Origin of the sequence: Dongia sp. (assembly GCF_041909655.1) — a bacterium.
GTDB lineage: Bacteria > Pseudomonadota > Alphaproteobacteria > Dongiales > Dongiaceae > Dongia.
In genome coordinates this window covers 35,371-51,439 of the sequence record NZ_JAYRDA010000003.1, presented here as the reverse complement: position 1 = coordinate 51,439, position 16,069 = coordinate 35,371, and the positions used below count along the sequence as shown (strand labels likewise).

The 16,069-nt window shown below is 63.2% G+C and carries 16 protein-coding genes and 1 other RNA gene; 7 read left to right on the top strand and 10 right to left on the bottom strand.

Annotated features, from left to right (window positions below; all coding sequences use genetic code 11):
- Positions 1–92: 92 nt before the first annotated feature.
- Both ACE3PR_RS06450 and ACE3PR_RS06445 read left to right on the top strand, forming a co-directional pair.
- Complete coding sequence (locus ACE3PR_RS06450) at positions 93–1,121, top strand: aspartate-semialdehyde dehydrogenase (RefSeq protein ID WP_374369432.1); 1,029 nt, start codon at positions 93–95, stop codon at positions 1,119–1,121.
- Positions 1,122–1,172: 51 nt separating this feature from the next.
- Positions 1,173–1,640, top strand: coding sequence for a GNAT family N-acetyltransferase (locus ACE3PR_RS06445; protein ID WP_374369430.1), 468 nt, complete (start codon positions 1,173–1,175; stop codon positions 1,638–1,640).
- On the opposite strand, the gene ACE3PR_RS06440 is transcribed toward ACE3PR_RS06445, so the two are convergent.
- The 6 genes from ACE3PR_RS06440 to ACE3PR_RS06415 form a co-directional block, all read right to left on the bottom strand.
- Positions 1,641–3,059: a DUF4139 domain-containing protein gene (locus tag ACE3PR_RS06440; protein WP_374369428.1), complete on the bottom strand. Its 1,419-nt coding sequence runs from the start codon at positions 3,057–3,059 to the stop codon at positions 1,641–1,643.
- A gap of 157 nt (positions 3,060–3,216) precedes the next feature.
- Positions 3,217–3,804, bottom strand: a complete 588-nt coding sequence (recR, locus tag ACE3PR_RS06435) for a recombination mediator RecR (RefSeq protein ID WP_374369426.1) — start codon at positions 3,802–3,804, stop codon at positions 3,217–3,219.
- Between the two features lie 37 nt (positions 3,805–3,841).
- A complete protein-coding gene (locus ACE3PR_RS06430; protein ID WP_374369424.1) occupies positions 3,842–4,165 on the bottom strand; it encodes a YbaB/EbfC family nucleoid-associated protein in 324 nt (107 codons plus the stop codon).
- Positions 4,162–6,027 carry a DNA polymerase III subunit gamma/tau gene (locus ACE3PR_RS06425; RefSeq protein WP_374369422.1) on the bottom strand — a complete coding sequence of 622 codons (1,866 nt, stop codon included), beginning with the start codon at positions 6,025–6,027 and terminating at the stop codon, positions 4,162–4,164. The genes ACE3PR_RS06430 and ACE3PR_RS06425 overlap by 4 nt, the downstream gene beginning before the upstream one ends.
- Positions 6,028–6,158: 131 nt before the next feature.
- Positions 6,159–6,257: signal recognition particle sRNA small type (ffs, locus tag ACE3PR_RS06420), an RNA gene on the bottom strand.
- Between the two features lie 108 nt (positions 6,258–6,365).
- Complete coding sequence (locus tag ACE3PR_RS06415; protein ID WP_374369420.1) at positions 6,366–7,070, bottom strand: DUF6134 family protein; 705 nt, start codon at positions 7,068–7,070, stop codon at positions 6,366–6,368.
- A 454-nt stretch (positions 7,071–7,524) separates the two neighbouring features.
- On the opposite strand from ACE3PR_RS06415, the gene nudC reads away from it, so the two are divergent.
- Positions 7,525–8,448 (top strand): NAD(+) diphosphatase, encoded by a 924-nt coding sequence (nudC, locus tag ACE3PR_RS06410; protein WP_374369418.1) that lies wholly within the window; start codon positions 7,525–7,527, stop codon positions 8,446–8,448.
- Here nudC and ACE3PR_RS06405 read toward each other — a convergent pair whose 3' ends face one another.
- Complete coding sequence (locus tag ACE3PR_RS06405; RefSeq protein ID WP_374369416.1) at positions 8,449–9,468, bottom strand: pentapeptide repeat-containing protein; 1,020 nt, start codon at positions 9,466–9,468, stop codon at positions 8,449–8,451.
- 173 nt (positions 9,469–9,641) lie between these two features.
- Here ACE3PR_RS06405 and ACE3PR_RS06400 point away from each other — a divergent pair, with 173 nt between their 5' ends.
- On the top strand, positions 9,642–11,273 hold the full coding sequence (locus ACE3PR_RS06400; RefSeq protein WP_374369414.1) for an ATP-binding protein: 1,632 nt from the start codon (positions 9,642–9,644) through the stop codon (positions 11,271–11,273).
- Between the two features lie 30 nt (positions 11,274–11,303).
- Here ACE3PR_RS06400 and ACE3PR_RS06395 read toward each other — a convergent pair whose 3' ends face one another.
- Entirely contained in the window at positions 11,304–11,915 is a 612-nt protein-coding gene (locus tag ACE3PR_RS06395) for a LysE family translocator (RefSeq protein WP_374369412.1), read from the bottom strand.
- A gap of 356 nt (positions 11,916–12,271) precedes the next feature.
- On the opposite strand from ACE3PR_RS06395, the gene rnk reads away from it, so the two are divergent.
- Positions 12,272–12,670 (top strand): nucleoside diphosphate kinase regulator, encoded by a 399-nt coding sequence (rnk, locus tag ACE3PR_RS06390; protein ID WP_374369410.1) that lies wholly within the window; start codon positions 12,272–12,274, stop codon positions 12,668–12,670.
- Between the two features lie 15 nt (positions 12,671–12,685).
- Here rnk and ACE3PR_RS06385 read toward each other — a convergent pair whose 3' ends face one another.
- Positions 12,686–13,540: a prephenate dehydratase gene (locus ACE3PR_RS06385; protein ID WP_374369408.1), complete on the bottom strand. Its 855-nt coding sequence runs from the start codon at positions 13,538–13,540 to the stop codon at positions 12,686–12,688.
- 8 nt (positions 13,541–13,548) lie between these two features.
- Positions 13,549–14,295: a 3-deoxy-manno-octulosonate cytidylyltransferase gene (locus ACE3PR_RS06380; RefSeq protein WP_374369406.1), complete on the bottom strand. Its 747-nt coding sequence runs from the start codon at positions 14,293–14,295 to the stop codon at positions 13,549–13,551.
- A 345-nt stretch (positions 14,296–14,640) separates the two neighbouring features.
- Here ACE3PR_RS06380 and ACE3PR_RS06375 point away from each other — a divergent pair, with 345 nt between their 5' ends.
- Both ACE3PR_RS06375 and ACE3PR_RS06370 read left to right on the top strand, forming a co-directional pair.
- Positions 14,641–15,177: a cytochrome c family protein gene (locus ACE3PR_RS06375; RefSeq protein ID WP_374369403.1), complete on the top strand. Its 537-nt coding sequence runs from the start codon at positions 14,641–14,643 to the stop codon at positions 15,175–15,177.
- A gap of 15 nt (positions 15,178–15,192) precedes the next feature.
- Positions 15,193–15,966 (top strand): inositol monophosphatase family protein, encoded by a 774-nt coding sequence (locus ACE3PR_RS06370; protein ID WP_374369401.1) that lies wholly within the window; start codon positions 15,193–15,195, stop codon positions 15,964–15,966.
- Positions 15,967–16,069: the final 103 nt, after the last annotated feature.

Sequence of the window (16,069 nt, the reverse complement as noted above, 5' to 3'; positions counted from 1 at the left end):
CTTTTTTGTTTTGGGCGTTTTTAGACCGGCGTGATGCCTCGGCCAATGTGCCAAAGGCGATGCGCCAAGACACAAGGAAGAGTGAGGCTATCATGGGTTATCGCGTCGCCGTGGTGGGTGCCACGGGCAATGTCGGTCGGGAAATCCTGCAGATCCTGTCCGAGCGTCAGTTTCCGGTCGATGATGTCATTCCATTGGCCTCCGAGCGCTCGGCGGGTGCCGAGGTCTCGTTTGGCGAAGATCAGGTGCTGAAGGTCCAGCGCCTCGACACCTTCGACTTCAAGGGCATCGACATCGTCCTCTCTTCGCCGGGCGCCAAGGTCTCGGCCGTGTTCGCGCCGAAGGCCGCCGCGGCGGGCGCCGTGGTGATCGACAATACCAGCCATTTCCGCATGGATCCGGATGTGCCGCTGGTGGTGCCGGAAGTGAACCCCCAGGCGATCGCCGGTTACAAGAAGAAGGGCATCATCGCCAACCCGAATTGCTCGACCATCCAGATGCTGGTGGCGTTGAAGCCGCTCCATGACGTCGCCAGGATCAAGCGCGTCGTGGTGGCGACCTATCAATCGGTTTCCGGCGCCGGCAAGGAAGGGATGGATGAGCTTTTTAACCAGACCCGCGGCGTCTACATGAACCAGCAGCCGGAACGCACCAAGTTCACCAAGCAGATCGCCTTCAACGTGATCCCGCATATCGACAGCTTCATGCAGGATGGCGCCACCAAGGAAGAATGGAAGATGGTGGTCGAGACCAAGAAGATCCTCGATTCCAACATCGAGGTCATCGCGACCTGCGTGCGCGTGCCGGTCTTCATCGGCCATTCGGAAGCGGTCAATATCGAGTTCGAGAGCGAGATGAGCGTCGAGAACGCGCGCGCCGCCTTGCGCGCCTTCAAGGGCATTACCGTGATCGATCACCGCGCCGATGAAGGTTATGTGACGCCGCTGGAATGCGCCGGCGAGGACGATGTCTTCGTCAGCCGCATCCGCAAGGACCCCACCGTGAAGCACGGCCTCGCCATGTGGGTGGTGTCGGACAATCTCCGCAAGGGCGCTGCCTTGAACGCCGTGCAGATCGCCGAAGTCCTGGCCCAGGAACACCTGGCCAAGAAGGCGGCGTAAGCGACCAAAATCCCCTCACCCGATCCGGGTGAGGGGATTGGCTTCTCCGTCATGATCCAAGACAGCTTCACACTTCGCCAGGCCAAATCCGCCGATCATCCGCGCCTTCGCAGTTTCGATGCGCGGCTGATCGGCGAAGCAGAGCTTCCCGGCGCGGCACAGGCCGATTTCGCGCGGTTCCAGGCGGCCTTCACGGCCCGCGCGCTTGATGATTCCGCCGCCACCATCATCGTCGCGGTGGATTCCGCCGAGACGATCCTCGGCTACGTCCATCTCACGGAAACGCAAGACGACGTGCTGGGCGTGGCGCTTGGCTATGTCTCGATCATCGCCGTTGCCGAATCTGCCGGCGGAAAAGGCATCGGCCGCGCGCTGATGGCGGCGGCCGAAGCTTGGGCGAAAGAGTGGAACTATCCGGCGCTGGTGCTGGATGTCTTTGCCAGCAACGGCACCGCCCGGCGCTTCTATGCGGCGCAGGGTTTCGCCGAGGATTCCCTGCGCCTCAGAAAGCCGCTTTGATCAGAACTTGGTCCGGACCTTGTACTTCAAGGTCGCACTACCTTCCGCCGGCACCTCGATTTTCCAGGCGGCGGTGTTGGCGTCGAGCTTCTCGCTCTTTTGCGATTCATCGAGGATCTCCCATTCGCCGGGAATGGCCTCGCGCAGATCGACGATCACCGCCTCGGGCTTCGCATTCTTGATTTCGATCTCATAGGCGTTCTCGTAGAGATTGTCCGCCAGACGGGCGTGGGTTGTCTGCTTGGCACGCGCGGTGATGTCGAAAGCCTGACCCAAAGTGAGATCGACCCGCTCGTTCTTCGGCGTGTGCTCGATGCGGTCCTCGCCGACGAAGAGCGCGTCGCCATCGCTGTCCTTCTTGTAGACGCGGATGATGCCGCCGGGCAGCGGCATGCCCAGATGCGCTGCTTCCTCGTTCTTGAATTTCAGCTTCACGGTCGCGTTCTGGCGCGGCGCCTCGCCGAAATTGAAACCGTAATTGCCCCAGACATTGGCGCTGTTGGCCAGCAGATATTGCTTCTCCACCGGCACGTCGACGGCGGCCAGCATCGCCACCTGCTTGGTCTGGTTCTCTTTGAGCGTGGTCGGTCGCGCCAGCGAATAAAGGTGATATTCGAAGGCGGCTTCCTGCACCATCTTGGGTGCGGGCATGGCTTCCTGCATGGCGGCACCCGCCATCACGTCGCGCTGGAAGTATTCCTGCACCTGGTTGACGTCACCCGCCACCAATTGCAGCTTGGCATTGTTGTAGGCGATGCCGCTTTGATTGGTGAGCGTCACCCAGCCGTTGAGCGCCACGGTCTTTTCATCCGGGGAAAGGTCCAGCACGTAATCGGCACTCCAGGACAGGCCGCGGGTGAGATAGGAAAGATCGACGGCGACATTGCCGCCGGCATCGCTGTCGGCCTTCACCACCAGAGTCGGGCGTGCGCGGAGATTGCTTGGAACGCCGCTATAGACCAGGCGGCCTGGGATCGCCGTTTCGATGCGGTCGCCGATCTTGAGCACCGCCTGGCCGCCGGCCACCGACAGCACCTCGGCCTCTTCGGTCGTGTCCTCGCCGGTGGTGGGATTGGTGCGGACGACGCGGATCGTCTCGCCCACCGATTTCTCCAGCAGCTTCTCCGGCGTCAGCAGATCGAAATCGAAATTCTGCTCCAGGATGTCGAGCGCATTGCCGGCGGAATTCATCAGCGCCGTTTCCGGCCGGATCCCGGCCGCCACGTCGATGAAAGCGAGGTCGTTCTCGCCGACCGAGACCGGCACGGTCCGGGAATCGCGGATGAGCGCCAGATCCTGGTTGTAGATCGTGACGGCGATACCGGTCTGCGCGTCGGTGGTGACGGCGGTTTCGGCCGCGGCAATTTGCGAGGAAAGCGCCAAGGCAAGCGCAGTGCCGGCGAAAAGAATGGAACGCATGTGATTGACCCCTTGAAAGATGGTCGCCGGGGAGAGGGCGACCAATAATCGAGCAAATGCAAAACTGGTGACCGATTGCGGCAAGACTATGACGCGCGCCCGGCAGCCTCAAGATGTCCACGTCACAAAGCTGTGAGATCGCTCACAGATGGGGCGGCTAAAGTTTCTGCCGCGCCTTCAATGCCTGGATGAGCGTGCCGTCATCAAGATAATCGAGCTCGCCGCCCACCGGCACGCCATGAGCGAGGCGCGAGATGGCGAGGTTGTAGGGCTGCAGGCGGTCGGCGAGATAATGCGCGGTGGTCTGGCCGTCGACGGTGGCACCCAAAGCGAGGATCAATTCCTTGACACCGCCGGCCTCGACCCGGCGCAGCAGGCCGGCAATCGACAATTGCTCCGGCCCGATACCGTCGAGCGCCGAGAGCACGCCTCCCAGCACATGATAGCGGCCCTTGAAGGTGGCGATGCGCTCCAGCGCCCAGAGATCGCCGACATCGGCGACAACGCAGAGAATCGTCTGATCGCGGCCCCCATCGCGGCAGATTGCGCAGGGGTCGCTGGCATCGAGATTGCCGCAGACAGTACAGGTCTTCACATGGGCGCTCACATCCTGCATGGCGCCGATGAGCGGCTGCAGCAAGGCCTCGCGCTTCTTCATCAGATGCAAGACCGCGCGCCGCGCCGAACGCGGTCCCAGCCCCGGCAGCCGCCCCATGATCTGGATGAGTTTCTCGATATCGTTCATGGCGCTGTCAGCGCGTTTGAAAGGCGGCTGGCTTCACTCAAAACGGCAGCTTGAAGCCCGCGGGCAGGGACATGCCGCCGGTCACCTTTGCCATTTCCTCGGCGACATGGGCATCGGCCTTGGCGCGGGCATCGCGCAGGGCCGCCGCGATCAGGTCCTCCAGCACTTCCACCTCGGCCGGGTTGACCAGGCTGGGATCGATCTTGACGCGTTTGGGTTCGCCCTTGGCCGTCATGACGATCTGGATCATGCCGCCGCCTGATTGCCCGGTCACTTCGGCCTGTTCGAGCGCTGCCTGCATCTCGGCCATCTTCGACTGCATCTGCTGGGCCTGCTTCATCATCGCCCCGAGATTCTTCATGATTCGTCGTCTCCACTCGAAAATTCAGGATCGCCGCCACCAGAATCGCCACCAGGATCGCCAGCGGCGCCGGCAACGGGTGCAGCCTCCGCTTCCAGATCGCGCACGGTTTCGATGCTGGCGCCGGGAAAGGCTTTCAGAACCGCCTGGACCAGCGGATGTTCCCCCGCCTGGCGCTTTTTCTCGGCGACGATGGCCGCCGCCTGTTCTTTGAGCGTCGCCTCGCCCGCCGCATTTGAGAGCGAGACCAGCCAGCGCCGACCGGTCCATTCGTTGAGGCAGCCGGCCAGGCGATTGGCCAAGCTGGAGGGCGCGCGTTCGCCCGGGCGGAACTCGATGCGTCCCGGCTCGAAATGAACCAGATGCACGTCGGAAAGCAGATGGGCGAGCAGGATCCCCTCGCGCTTCGCGCGCACCAGCGCCACCACGTCGTCGAAGCTGCGCGGATCGGCCAGCACATTGGCCTGCGGGTTTGCGGCCTGCGGATTTGCCTGGGGATTTACTTGCGGTGCTGTTTCCGCCCGCATCAAGGCGCGCGGGCCGTCATTGCCGCCGCTGCCGACATAGCTGCCGGCGACAGCACTGGTGGCGCTCCCGTTGCCATTTCCGGCATTGCCATTGCCGCGCGGTGCCGTGCCGGGCTGCCCCGGGGTGGATGGCGCCGCTGCGGCCGGCATGCCGCCGGCAGTCAGTCTTTTCACCAGATCCGCCGGGCTCGGCAGATCGGCCACATACATCAGGCGGATGAGCGCCATCTCGACCGCGGCCAAAGTCTGCGGTGCGTTTTGCGCTTCGGTGAGACCCTTCAGCAGCATCTGCCAGGTCCGCGCCAGAACCGGCATGGCCAGGCGCGCGGAAAGATCGGCGCCACGCTTCTTCTCGGCTTCCGGCAAGGTGGGCTGTGCCAGGACCTCGGGCGAGATTTTGGCGCGAGTGAGGAGATGGGTGAGATCGAGAAGATCCTGCAGCACGACGATCGGATCGGCGCCGGCGCGGTACATGGTGCCGAGCAGATCGAGGGCGGTGGTCGCATCGCCAGCCATCAGCGCTTCGAACAGATCGAAGAGCTGCGTGCGGTCTGAAAGACCCAGCATCTCGCGGACCTGGATTTCGCTGACGGCACCATCGGCCATGGCGATCGCCTGGTCGAGCAGCGAGAGGCCGTCGCGCGCCGAGCCGTCGGCGGCACGGGCGACGAGGGCGAGGGCGCCCGGTTCCACCGCGACCTTTTCGGCAGCGACGATCTTCGCAAAATGCGCGGCCAGGACATCGGCCTCGATGCGCCTCAAGTCGAAACGCTGGCAGCGCGAAAGGACCGTCACCGGTACCTTGCGGATCTCGGTGGTGGCGAAGATGAATTTCACATGGGCGGGCGGCTCTTCCAGTGTCTTCAACAAGGCGTTGAAGGCGTTGTTGGAGAGCATATGCACTTCGTCGATGATGTAGATCTTGAAGCGCGCGGAAATTGGGCGGTAGCGCACGCCCTCGATCAATTCGCGGATGTCGCCCACACCGGTGCGGCTCGCCGCATCCATCTCGATCACATCGACATGGCGGTCCTCGGCGATGCTGACACAATGCTCGCATTGTCCGCAGGGACTTGCCGTGGGTCCGCCCTGCCCGTCGACACCGATGCAATTGAAGGCGCGGGCCAGGATGCGCGCGGTCGTGGTCTTGCCGACGCCGCGCACGCCGGTCAGCATGAAGCCATGGGCGAGGCGGTTCTGCGCAATGGCATTGGTAAGGGTGCGGACCAGGGCTTCCTGGCCGACAAGGCCGGAAAAATCGCTCGGGCGATACTTGCGCGCCAGCACACGGTAATGCCCGTCCGCCGTTTCGACTGGGCTCTCGGTATCGCTCATGCGCGGACCTGGTCCGGTAAGGGAATCATCACGCTAGCTTGGTAGCAAAAAAGCACCGGCAAAGGCCAGTATAACCCGCAGGCGCAGCGCAGATGCCGTCCTGGTGACCAGCTGCTGGAAGGTGCTGGAAAGGTGGGAGGCTGGACAGCAACCCGCACGGAAACTCGTTACGGCTGCTTCCTTCCGGACCTGACCGGGTTGGCGAGACGCACGTCCGCCGCCAACCTCCCGGCCGAGCTTATAGCAAGAACCCACCCACCTTGTGCAACAGATCAATTGTCGCGCGCGGCCAACCGGCAAATGTCTTTAGAATTCAGCCCGTTGGCCGGCAGTTCGCCCTATGCGGCCCGGTCGAGCAATTGCTGACGGATGGTGGAATCGTCCTTGGCCTTCATTTCGGCGGCCAGAATGGTCGCATCCGGGCCATACCAGACGTCGCGGTTGAGCTCGCCGGTGAAGGCGTAGCGGCGGGCATCCTGCTGGCCGATGGGCAATGCCACGGCGACCTGGCCCTTATCGGTTACCGTGACCTGATGCACCCGACCCCGCACCGTATCCAGCACCTCGGTCTGCTTGATGGCATCGGGGTGCCACAGCGTGCTGGGGATGAGGCTGCCCGGAACGTCGCGTGTCTTGTCGTTGTAGCGGCCCTTCAGGCGATCGCCTTCGCGTTTGAGATCGACCAGCCGCTCTTCGCCGTCGTCATTGGTCTGCGACAGCAGGCTTTGGAGCGCGCCGCCCTGCCAGCGTTCCTCGATATGCTGCGTGAAGCGATAGAAGCTGAGGCCGAGGATGCGTACATCGATCTCGACATCGGTCACGACCAGCAGACCGTCATCGTTCTCGGCGGTGAACTCCAGCTTCTGCGTACCGATGGGATCGTTGTCGCGCGTGACCGTATAGATGAAGCGGCCCAAAGGCGGCGTGAACGAGAACCCGGCGCTGGCAGCGGCACGGGCCGGCTTCAGCAACAGCATGCCGGCGGCGGCAAGGCCCGCGCCGGCCGGCAAGGTCGAGAGTATCTGCCGACGTGAAACTAACATGGCAAGACTCCATATCCGACAAGATAGGCGACGGGTACCGTCATCAAATTTCTCATCAGGCTTTCGATCACCCTGTGCATTGGGCTGCTCTGTGCTTGCGCGCATCCAACGCCAGGGTCGACCGGACCATGATCCGACTCGCCGCCGGAAAGGTCAATTTCGGAATGGTAAACATCTGCCCCTGCCAGACCTTAACGGTTCGGCGGGATGGACTGGCTGCGCAGGATATGGGGTGTGGTGCCAATCATGCAACACCCCAAAATAATGCAAGAATTATGACGCAAGGATCACGAGGCAAGGATCATGAGGCAAGGATCATGAGGCAAGACTGGCAGGAGATTCTCATCGCTGGCGCTTCACGCGGCAATACCTGTATAAATCCGCCCTGATAAAAATAGCCGCGGCGCCCAAGTGAGCGTGACGCCCGAAACCCGAGCCTTCACGTTATTCATCGATGCACACCCTCTATTATGCGACTGGTGATTTCGATCGCAGTGCCGGCCGGCGCGAGGATCAATTGTGGCTGCGCGCGCGGCTGCAGGATCCCAATTCTCGGCTTTATCCCTTGTGGCGCCTGCGTCACCTGATTGCCCATGACGTCACCCAGGCGAATGCGGAAAACGGCGGTATTCCGCGCGCGATGGCGCTCGACATGGCGCGTCATGGCGATCTGGTTTCGCGCGCCGATACCATCATCCTGCTGGGCGTCGACGGCGAGGTGGCGCATTTCGCCCTCGATCTCTCCGGCCTCGACGAGGCCAGCATTGCACCCCTGGGCGAATTTCAGGAATTGCGCAGCATCGGCGCCTTGATGCCGCAGCGTGAAGGGGCGCTCCTCGCCTATGCGCGCGGCCTCAGCTATTGGCATCAGCGGCACCGCTATTGCGGTGCCTGCGGCGCGCGGACCGAGGTGAAGGCGGCCGGGCATCAGCGACAATGCACCAATCACGATTGCTCGACCGTGCAATTCCCGCGCACCGATCCCGCGGTCATCATGCGCGTCACCTGCGGCAACAAGATCCTGATGGCGCGCCAGACGATGTGGGCCCCCGGCATGCATTCGGTCCTCGCCGGTTTCGTCGAGCCCGGGGAAAGCCTGGAAGATGCGGTCATCCGCGAGGTCTATGAGGAAGTGGGCCTGCGTGTGCACAACGTGCGCTATTTCGCCTCGCAGCCTTGGCCGTTCCCGGCTTCGCTGATGCTGGGCTTCACCGCCGAGGCCGAGAGCGAGGATTTCCATCTGCAGGATGGCGAGATCGAGGCCGCGCGCTGGATGACCCGGCTCGATCTGCTCAATTCACCCGAGAACGATGATTTCCGCCTGCCGCGCGCGGATTCGATCTCGCGTCGCCTGATCGAGGATTGGGTCAGGCTGTAATCAGGCCGCGAGGCCGCGCGTCTTCAGGGCGACGCCGGGAAGGTCGCCGATCCTGGAATCGGTGAGATCGAGATCGCGCTGATGCGCTTCGCGAAAATCGGCGCCGCGGAGATCCGCAGCCGACAGTTTGGCGCGCAGCATATTGGCTTTCTGGAACACCGCGGCCATCAGGCTGGCACCGTCGAAACATGCCTCGGCGAGCTTCGCGCCGCTGAAATCGGCGAGCGCCAGATTGCGGCCCGAAAAATCGGTACCGGTGAGATCGAGGCCGGCGAAATTGGCGCGCATCCCTTCGGCGCCTTGCGACAGCACCCAGCGTTCATGCTCGGCCAGGATCTTCTCCAGACGACCGGCATCCAGCGTTTTCAGCTTTGTCACCGTGGCGCAAGCCAGGCCCAGCTTGCCTTCAAGGCCCTTGTCGATCACCGCGCCGGAGAAATCGCTGTCCACCAGCAGCGCCCCGTTGATCACCGCCTCGTTCATCTCGGCATGACGGAACGAGGCACCGCGCAGATCCGCGTTGGTAAGATTCGTCTTGGCCAGGATGGCACCGGAGAAATCGGCATTCTTCAATTTCGAATCGGCGAAATTGGCGCGGGTCAGCACGGCCCCCTTGAACGAGCTTGCCCCTTCGCTGTGGATGTCCTGGCGAATGTCGGAACGGCCGAGGCTCGCATCCACCATATTGGCGTCCTGGAACGAGACGCTGCGGAGATCGGCCCGCTGGAAATCAGCACTGGTCAAATCGGCCCGGTCGAAATTCGACCCGCGCAGGACGGCGCCGACGAATTTGACGCCGCGTCCCTCGCCGCCGTCGAAGCGGCAATTGAGGAAGACCGCATCGCTGAAATTCAGGTGGCTGAAATCGAGGCCGCGGAGATCGCAATTCTCCAGGATCGCCCTTTTGCCGATGGGCCGGCCCACAACCCAATCGACATGCAATTTGGCAAGCTTTTGCAAGGCTTCGCGCGTGAGGCGCAAATTCTTGAGGCTGCGATTGTCGGGCGCGGGGCGGGCCATTGGGGTGATCGGTATTCATTCCTGTTGCAATGTCGCGGCTGATAACACCGCATTGCAGCAAGCACAACATTGTGTGTTTTATGAAAATAATGCCTAAATACATAAGGTTGTGGCTTTGCCGACAAAGGGTTACGACAAAGAGGCCTTCCGGTAGAATGAGCGGATAGCCAGCCATGAACGTGATGACTTCCGATTCCATGACCACGGATTCCACCACCCGTTTCGGTCGAGTGATCGCCGTTTCCGGCACGCGCATCGTCGGCCTTCTCGATGGCGCGGTTGCCCAGCGGACGCCGCGGGTGGGCGAGTTGATCAAGATCGCCACGGCCAATTCCATTGTCTTCGGTTTTGTCACCGGACTTGCCATCGACAATCCGGGGGCCGAAGGCGGCGGGCTGCGTCGGGTCGAACTTGAAGTGGTGGGCGAGATCGATCTCCGGCAGAACGGCAAGGCGACTTTCCAGCGCGGCGTCGCCACCTATCCCTCCCTCGACGATCCGCTGCTCCAGGCATCGCAGGACGATCTCCGGCGCGTCTTCACCCGGCCGGGCCGGGCGGAGGAAGGGGCGCGGATCGGTTCGCTCCATCAGGATGCCAGCATCCCCGCGGTGATCGTGCCGGCGGAACTCCTGGGCAAGCATTTTGCCGTGCTCGGCACCACGGGTGCCGGCAAATCCTGCGCCATCACCACGATTCTGCGCGCGATCCTGGGCCAGCACCCGGCGGCGCATATCGTCATCCTCGATCCCCACAACGAATACGCCAGCGCCTTTCCGGGACAGACCGAGGTGGTGACGCCGCAGGATCTGGAGCTTCCCTACTGGCTGCTCAATTTCGAGGAATTGCGCGAGATGGTGATCGGCAGCGGCTCGCCCCAGCCCGATGCCGATGCGGTCATCCTCAATCAGATCGTCACCGAGGCGAAGCGCAACGTCGCCGTCGATGCGGAAGCGGCCCTCGCCATCACCATCGACACGCCGGTGCCCTATCGTCTTTCCGACGTGGCGAAGATCATCGATGCCGCTTTGGGCAAGCTCGACCGGCCGGCCGACATGGCGGCCTATCACCGCATCAAGGAACGCTTTCAACACATGCAGCAGGACCGTCGCCTTGCCTTCATGTTTCCGGGTGGCGGCGGCAGCGCTGCGCTGCAGGGTCTCATCACCCGCGACAGCATGGCGAAGATCCTCGGCCGCCTGTTCCGCATCCCCGTCGCCGGCAAGCCGGTCACCGTGCTCGATACCTCAGGCGTGCCGGCGGAAATTCTCAATGTCGTCGTCTCGCTGCTCTGCCGCATGAGCTTCGATTTTGCGCTCTGGAACGAACAGAAGGCACCCATCCTGCTGGTTTGCGAGGAATCGCACCGCTATGCGCCCGAGGATGAACGCGCGGGCTTTGAACCGACCAAGCGCGCCCTTTCGCGCATCGCCAAGGAAGGCCGCAAATACGGCGTCTCGCTCTGTCTCATCAGCCAGCGGCCGTCGGAGCTTGCCACCACCGTGCTTTCTCAATGCAGCACGATCTTTGCGCTGCGCATGACCAGCCAGAAGGACCAGGAATTTCTGGCGGCTGCGTTGCCGGAATCAAGTCATGGTTTGATGAGCGAGCTGCCGTCCTTGCGCAACGGCCAGGCGATCGCGGTGGGCGAAGGCGTGGCACTCCCAACCCGGATCGATTTCGATCGCCTGCCCGACGAGCACCAGCCGCACAGCCGCACAGCACCCTTCGCCACGGCCTGGCAAAAGGATCAGCTCACGGCCGAGGACCTTACCGAGATCGTCAAGCGCTGGCGCCGTCAGGGCTAGCGCGGCGCCGCGCGGCCGTCGGCGGTCGCCTCACAGGAACAAGGTCGCGATCGAGAAAATCAACAGGCTTGCCATCGCGAGGTTGAAGGCACGCAGGCGCCGGGGCGTCTGCAGGAACCTGGCGGCACCCGCCCCCAGCAACGCCCAGGCACCGACCGAGGGCAGAGCCACGACGACGAAGACGCTGGCGATCACCATGGCCTGCAAAGCGAGGCTTATCTCCGCCACCGTATAGGTGGCGATGGCACCCAGTGCCACGATCCAGGCTTTCGGATTGACCCATTGAAAGAGGGCCCCTTCGATGAAGCTGGGCGGCCGGCTGGTATCGCGCGCGGCTGCGCCACCGCTGGCCGTGGCCCCACCACCAGCGTTCGCAATGCGCCAGGCGAGATAGAGAAGATAGGCGGCGCCCGCATATTTGAGGCCCGTATGCAGCAGCGGAAAACGTTCCAGCACCTGGCCCAGGCCCAATCCCACCAGCAGGATCATCAGGCCGAAACCCAGCACCACGCCGAAGACGCTGGGAAGCGTGCGCCTGAGGCCGAAATTCGTGGCGCTCGCCGCCACCAGCACGTTGTTGGGTCCCGGTGTCGCCGCCATCGAAATCGCAAACGGCACCAGTGTCAGCACCAATTCCCACATCGCTTGTTTCCAGTTCCTGCCGCCGATGCTGGAATCTAGGCGTTCGCCGACGGCATGGATTGAACATTTGTGCGGGATATGGCGATCACCTCGCGGCTGTCTCCTTGACAGCCCATCCTTGACAGCAGGCACAACCCGCCTATCTATTCTCCATCATGATTCAACGATCCATCACCGATAGCGCCCAGCTTCATGCGGGTTGCACCAAAACGGGCCATCCGCCCCGGATCCGGCACGTGATCTGATCGATCGCGCCGCCCGATTCCGGGGGCCGGCGCTTGTCTGTTTTCATTTTCACCTCAATCGCGCCGCTGACAGCGGCGCAGATATGCTTTTTGTTTCAAGGAGTGTTTGCCATGTCCCGGCACGCCAATCCGCCTGCCATCACGATTTCCGAGCGCGACCACGAACGCCTCAGCAATCTCGCGCTTGCCAACGAGCACCTGCCCGGTGTCGGCGATTATCTGACGCGCGAGCTCGAGCGCGCGCGCATCCAGCCGGAACATGAAATCGGCCAGGACGTCGTTGTCATGGGAACGACGCTCGAATACCGCGACGACACCACAGGGATCGTTCGCCAGGTAACCCTGGTCTATCCGGAAGACCAGGACATCGCCGCCTGGAAGATCTCGGTGCTGACGCCGATCGGCGCGGCTCTCATCGGCCTCAGCGCCGGCCAATCCATCACCTTCCGCGACCGCGCCGGCGAGGAACGGCGTTTGACGGTCACGAAGATTCTCAGTCCGACTAAGTAGAAGTCAGATGGGGGCTCAGTTCTGCCCCTGCCGGAAGGGCGAGGCGGGATAGACACCGAGGATGCGGACCTCGCGCGAGAAGAACGACAATTCTTCGAGGGCGAGGCGCACCGGGCGCTGGTCCGGATGGCCGTCGATATCGGCATAGAATTGCGCCGAACTGAAATGCCCGTCGAGGATATAGCTCTCCAGCTTGGTGATGTTGACGCCATTGGTGGCGAAGCCGCCCAGCGCCTTGTAGAGCGCCGCCGGCACCGACCGCACGCGGAAGACGAAGCTGGTGACGATCGGTCCCTTCGCCGCATCGGGATCGATCGGTTCCTTCGCCATCACCACGAAGCGCGTGGTGTTGTGTTCGGCATCCTCCATGTCGCCTTTGAGGATTTCGAGGCCATAGGTCTCGGCGGCCAGGGTCGAGGCGATGGCCGCCATCGATTTGTCGCCCTTGGTCGCGATCTCGGCGGCGGCCCCGGCGGTATCGGCATGCACCACCGGCTTGATGCCGAGCGCGCGCAGATTGTTGCGGCACTGGCTCAGCGCCTGGATATGGCTGGACGCGGTCTTGATATCGCCGAGCTTGGCGCCCCTGAGGCCGAGGAGCTGGTGATTCACCCGCTGGAAATGCTCGCCGATGATATGAAGGCCCGATTCCGGCAGCAGATGATGGATGTCGGCGACACGGCCCGCGACCGAATTCTCGATCGGCACCATGGCGAGACGCGCCCGCCCTTCATGCACGGTCGCGAACATGTCCTCGAAGGACGGGCAGGGCAAAGCCACCATGCCGGGAAAAGCGGCGCGGCAGGCAAGATTGGAATAGGCCCCGGGCAGACCTTGAAAGGCGATGGCGTTCTGGGCGGCAGCGGTCACAATGTTCTCTATGATTTGGGGGCCAGCAAGGCGCGGGCGCGGTCGAGGTCGGCCGGAGTATCGACACCGAGCGGCAGGGTGTCAACGCGCGCCACGTCAATGCGCATGCCGTTCTCCAATGCGCGCAATTGCTCCAGCTTCTCGCGCTGCTCGAGCTGGCCCGGCGGCAAAGCGACGAAGCGTTCCAGCGCCGCGCGGCGATAGGCGTAGAGACCGATATGATGATAATGCGGGCCTGGATTGGCTGGCACGGTGGCGCGGCTGAAATAGAGCGCGCGCGCGATGCCTGTCTTGCCGAAGGCCGCGACGGCCTTCACCACATTGGGGTCATGCCGCTCTTCCTCGCGCGTGATCTCGACGGCGAGGGTCGCGATGTCGACGGCGGCATCCTGGAGCGGATCGAGCACGCGGCGGATGAGGGCCGGATCGATGGTGGGGAGATCGCCCTGCACATTGATGACCGCATCGAAACGCCGGGCGGGATCGATCTTGCCCAGAGCCTCGAAGATCCGGTCCGAGCCGGAAGGGTGGTTGGGATCGGTAAGGACGGCCTCGCCGCCCGCCGCCTTGACGGCCCGGGCAATGGCCTCTTCGGCGCAGGCGACATAGACCGGGCCCAGTTTCGCCTCGGCCGCCCGGCGCCAGACATGGACGATCATCGGTGCCCCGTGGATATCGGCCAAAGGCTTGTCGGGAAGGCGGGTCGAGGCCAGGCGGGCGGGGATCAGGATGACGGGGGAAAGCGGGAGCGACATGGGATTCCGGGCACGAATTGGGAGAGATGGCTGGTATAGCCTGCCGACCCGGCTTCGCGCCGGCCCGGGCCAGGGCGCGACATTATGCCGCTAAGTGCCCGGAAACCAAGCCTGAGTTTATAAGCCTGTCGCGTTGGGCCTCCGTGCCGGGGCATGCTTCAGAGATTGGACAGCGGGACCGGAAGCGGTTAAATTCCGCGCCGAATTGACCCCTTTACCGCCAATTGTTCGGCGCCTTGGATCGGGGTGGGCAGGGCCGGTACGTTTGTCCCGGAGCTGGCAGGATCTGAGGCGTCATAAAGCCACGCTCCGGAAGCGGAGCGATCAAGCCATGAGGGATGACGAATGTCCTTGGAAGCCAACAAGATCGCCGCTGCGGTCCTGGTCGGCGGATTGCTGACGCTCTCGGTCGGCATCGCAACACACATGATTTATGGGACGCCCTCTGGTTCGGCCGTCGCCGAGGCCGGCGAGCCCAGCGAAGCGGCCGCCGGCGCCGCGCCGGTCCAGGAAGCCGCTGCCCCGGTCGACATCCTGCCGCTGATCGCCAGCGCCGATCCGGCCCTGGGCGAGAAGGCCTTTGCCAAGTGCAAGACCTGCCATACCTCGGAAAAGGGCGGCCCGAACCGGGTCGGTCCCAATCTGTGGAACGTGGTTGGCGGGCATAGCGCCCATCTGGAAGGCTTCGCCTATTCCGACGTCATTGCCAATCTCAACATCACCTGGGATTACGATCACCTCGACAAGTTCCTGACCAATCCCAAGGCCTATGCGCCGGGTACCAAGATGACCTTTGCCGGCATCAAGAAGCCGGAAGAACGCGCCGCCCTCATCCGCTGGCTGCGCGACCAGGCCGATTCGCCCATCGCGCTGCCGCAGTAAGACGCGGCCGCTTTCGTGCCGGTTGCTTCAGAATTCATCTCGGTCGCCCGCGGGCTGACCGAGATCAGCCGGCCGATCCTGCGGCGCTATTACCGCACCAGGGTCGAGATCCTCGACAAGAGCGATGAAAGCCCGGTGACGCAGGCCGATCGCGAATGCGAGGCGGCCCTGCGCGCGGCCATTGCCAAGGCCTTTCCCGATCACGGCATCATCGGCGAAGAATTCGGGTCTGAGCGCGCGGACGCGGAATTCGTCTGGGTGCTCGATCCCCTGGACGGCACCCGCGCCTTCATCACCGGCCGGCCGATGTTCGGCACCCTCATCGCGCTGGCCCAGGGCGGAAAGCCGATCCTCGGCATCATCGACATGCCGATCCTGGGCGATACCTGGCTGGGCGCTGCGGGTCATCCGACCACGCTCAACGGCGAAGCGGCCCGCCCGCGCGCCTGTGCGGCCTTGAAGGATGCCTATTTCTCCTGCGCCCTGCCGCTGATGTTCGAAGGCCCGTTCCGCCGCCATCTCGATGCCCTCACCACGGCCACGAAATCGCAGACCTTCGGTGGCGATTGTTATCAATACGGCGTGGTGGCCAGCGGCTTCCTCGATCTCGTGGTCGAACGCAATCTCGGCCTCTACGATTTCATGGCCCTGGTCCCGGTCCTCGAAGGGGCCGGCGCCTTCATTACCGATTGGCAGGGCAGGGCCCTCGACATCCATTCCGGCGATCAGGCGGTGGCGGCCGGCGACCGCCGCGTGCTCGATCAGGCGATTGCCCTGCTGAACGGCTGAATCGGCCGGTATCTCTTTATCCTATCAGCTTTTTCGCCGCCGGGGCGCTTCCCAGCCGCGGCTGGCTTCCTATATGCTCTGGGGCAAGAAGCCGTGTGAAACA

Excerpts from the sequence above, each read along its gene's own strand:
- ACE3PR_RS06450 (WP_374369432.1), top strand. The coding sequence starts at position 93 with ATGGGTTATCGCGTCGCCGTGGTGGGTGCCACGGGCAATGTCGGTCGG.
- ACE3PR_RS06445 (WP_374369430.1), top strand. The coding sequence starts at position 1,173 with ATGATCCAAGACAGCTTCACACTTCGCCAGGCCAAATCCGCCGATCAT.
- ACE3PR_RS06440 (WP_374369428.1), bottom strand. The coding sequence starts at position 3,059 with ATGCGTTCCATTCTTTTCGCCGGCACTGCGCTTGCCTTGGCGCTTTCC.
- recR (WP_374369426.1), bottom strand. The coding sequence starts at position 3,804 with ATGAACGATATCGAGAAACTCATCCAGATCATGGGGCGGCTGCCGGGG.
- ACE3PR_RS06430 (WP_374369424.1), bottom strand. The coding sequence starts at position 4,165 with ATGAAGAATCTCGGGGCGATGATGAAGCAGGCCCAGCAGATGCAGTCG.
- ACE3PR_RS06425 (WP_374369422.1), bottom strand. The coding sequence starts at position 6,027 with ATGAGCGATACCGAGAGCCCAGTCGAAACGGCGGACGGGCATTACCGT.
- ACE3PR_RS06415 (WP_374369420.1), bottom strand. The coding sequence starts at position 7,070 with ATGTTAGTTTCACGTCGGCAGATACTCTCGACCTTGCCGGCCGGCGCG.
- nudC (WP_374369418.1), top strand. The coding sequence starts at position 7,525 with ATGCACACCCTCTATTATGCGACTGGTGATTTCGATCGCAGTGCCGGC.
- ACE3PR_RS06405 (WP_374369416.1), bottom strand. The coding sequence starts at position 9,468 with ATGGCCCGCCCCGCGCCCGACAATCGCAGCCTCAAGAATTTGCGCCTC.
- ACE3PR_RS06400 (WP_374369414.1), top strand. The coding sequence starts at position 9,642 with ATGAACGTGATGACTTCCGATTCCATGACCACGGATTCCACCACCCGT.
- ACE3PR_RS06395 (WP_374369412.1), bottom strand. The coding sequence starts at position 11,915 with ATGTGGGAATTGGTGCTGACACTGGTGCCGTTTGCGATTTCGATGGCG.
- rnk (WP_374369410.1), top strand. The coding sequence starts at position 12,272 with ATGTCCCGGCACGCCAATCCGCCTGCCATCACGATTTCCGAGCGCGAC.
- ACE3PR_RS06380 (WP_374369406.1), bottom strand. The coding sequence starts at position 14,295 with ATGTCGCTCCCGCTTTCCCCCGTCATCCTGATCCCCGCCCGCCTGGCC.
- ACE3PR_RS06375 (WP_374369403.1), top strand. The coding sequence starts at position 14,641 with ATGTCCTTGGAAGCCAACAAGATCGCCGCTGCGGTCCTGGTCGGCGGA.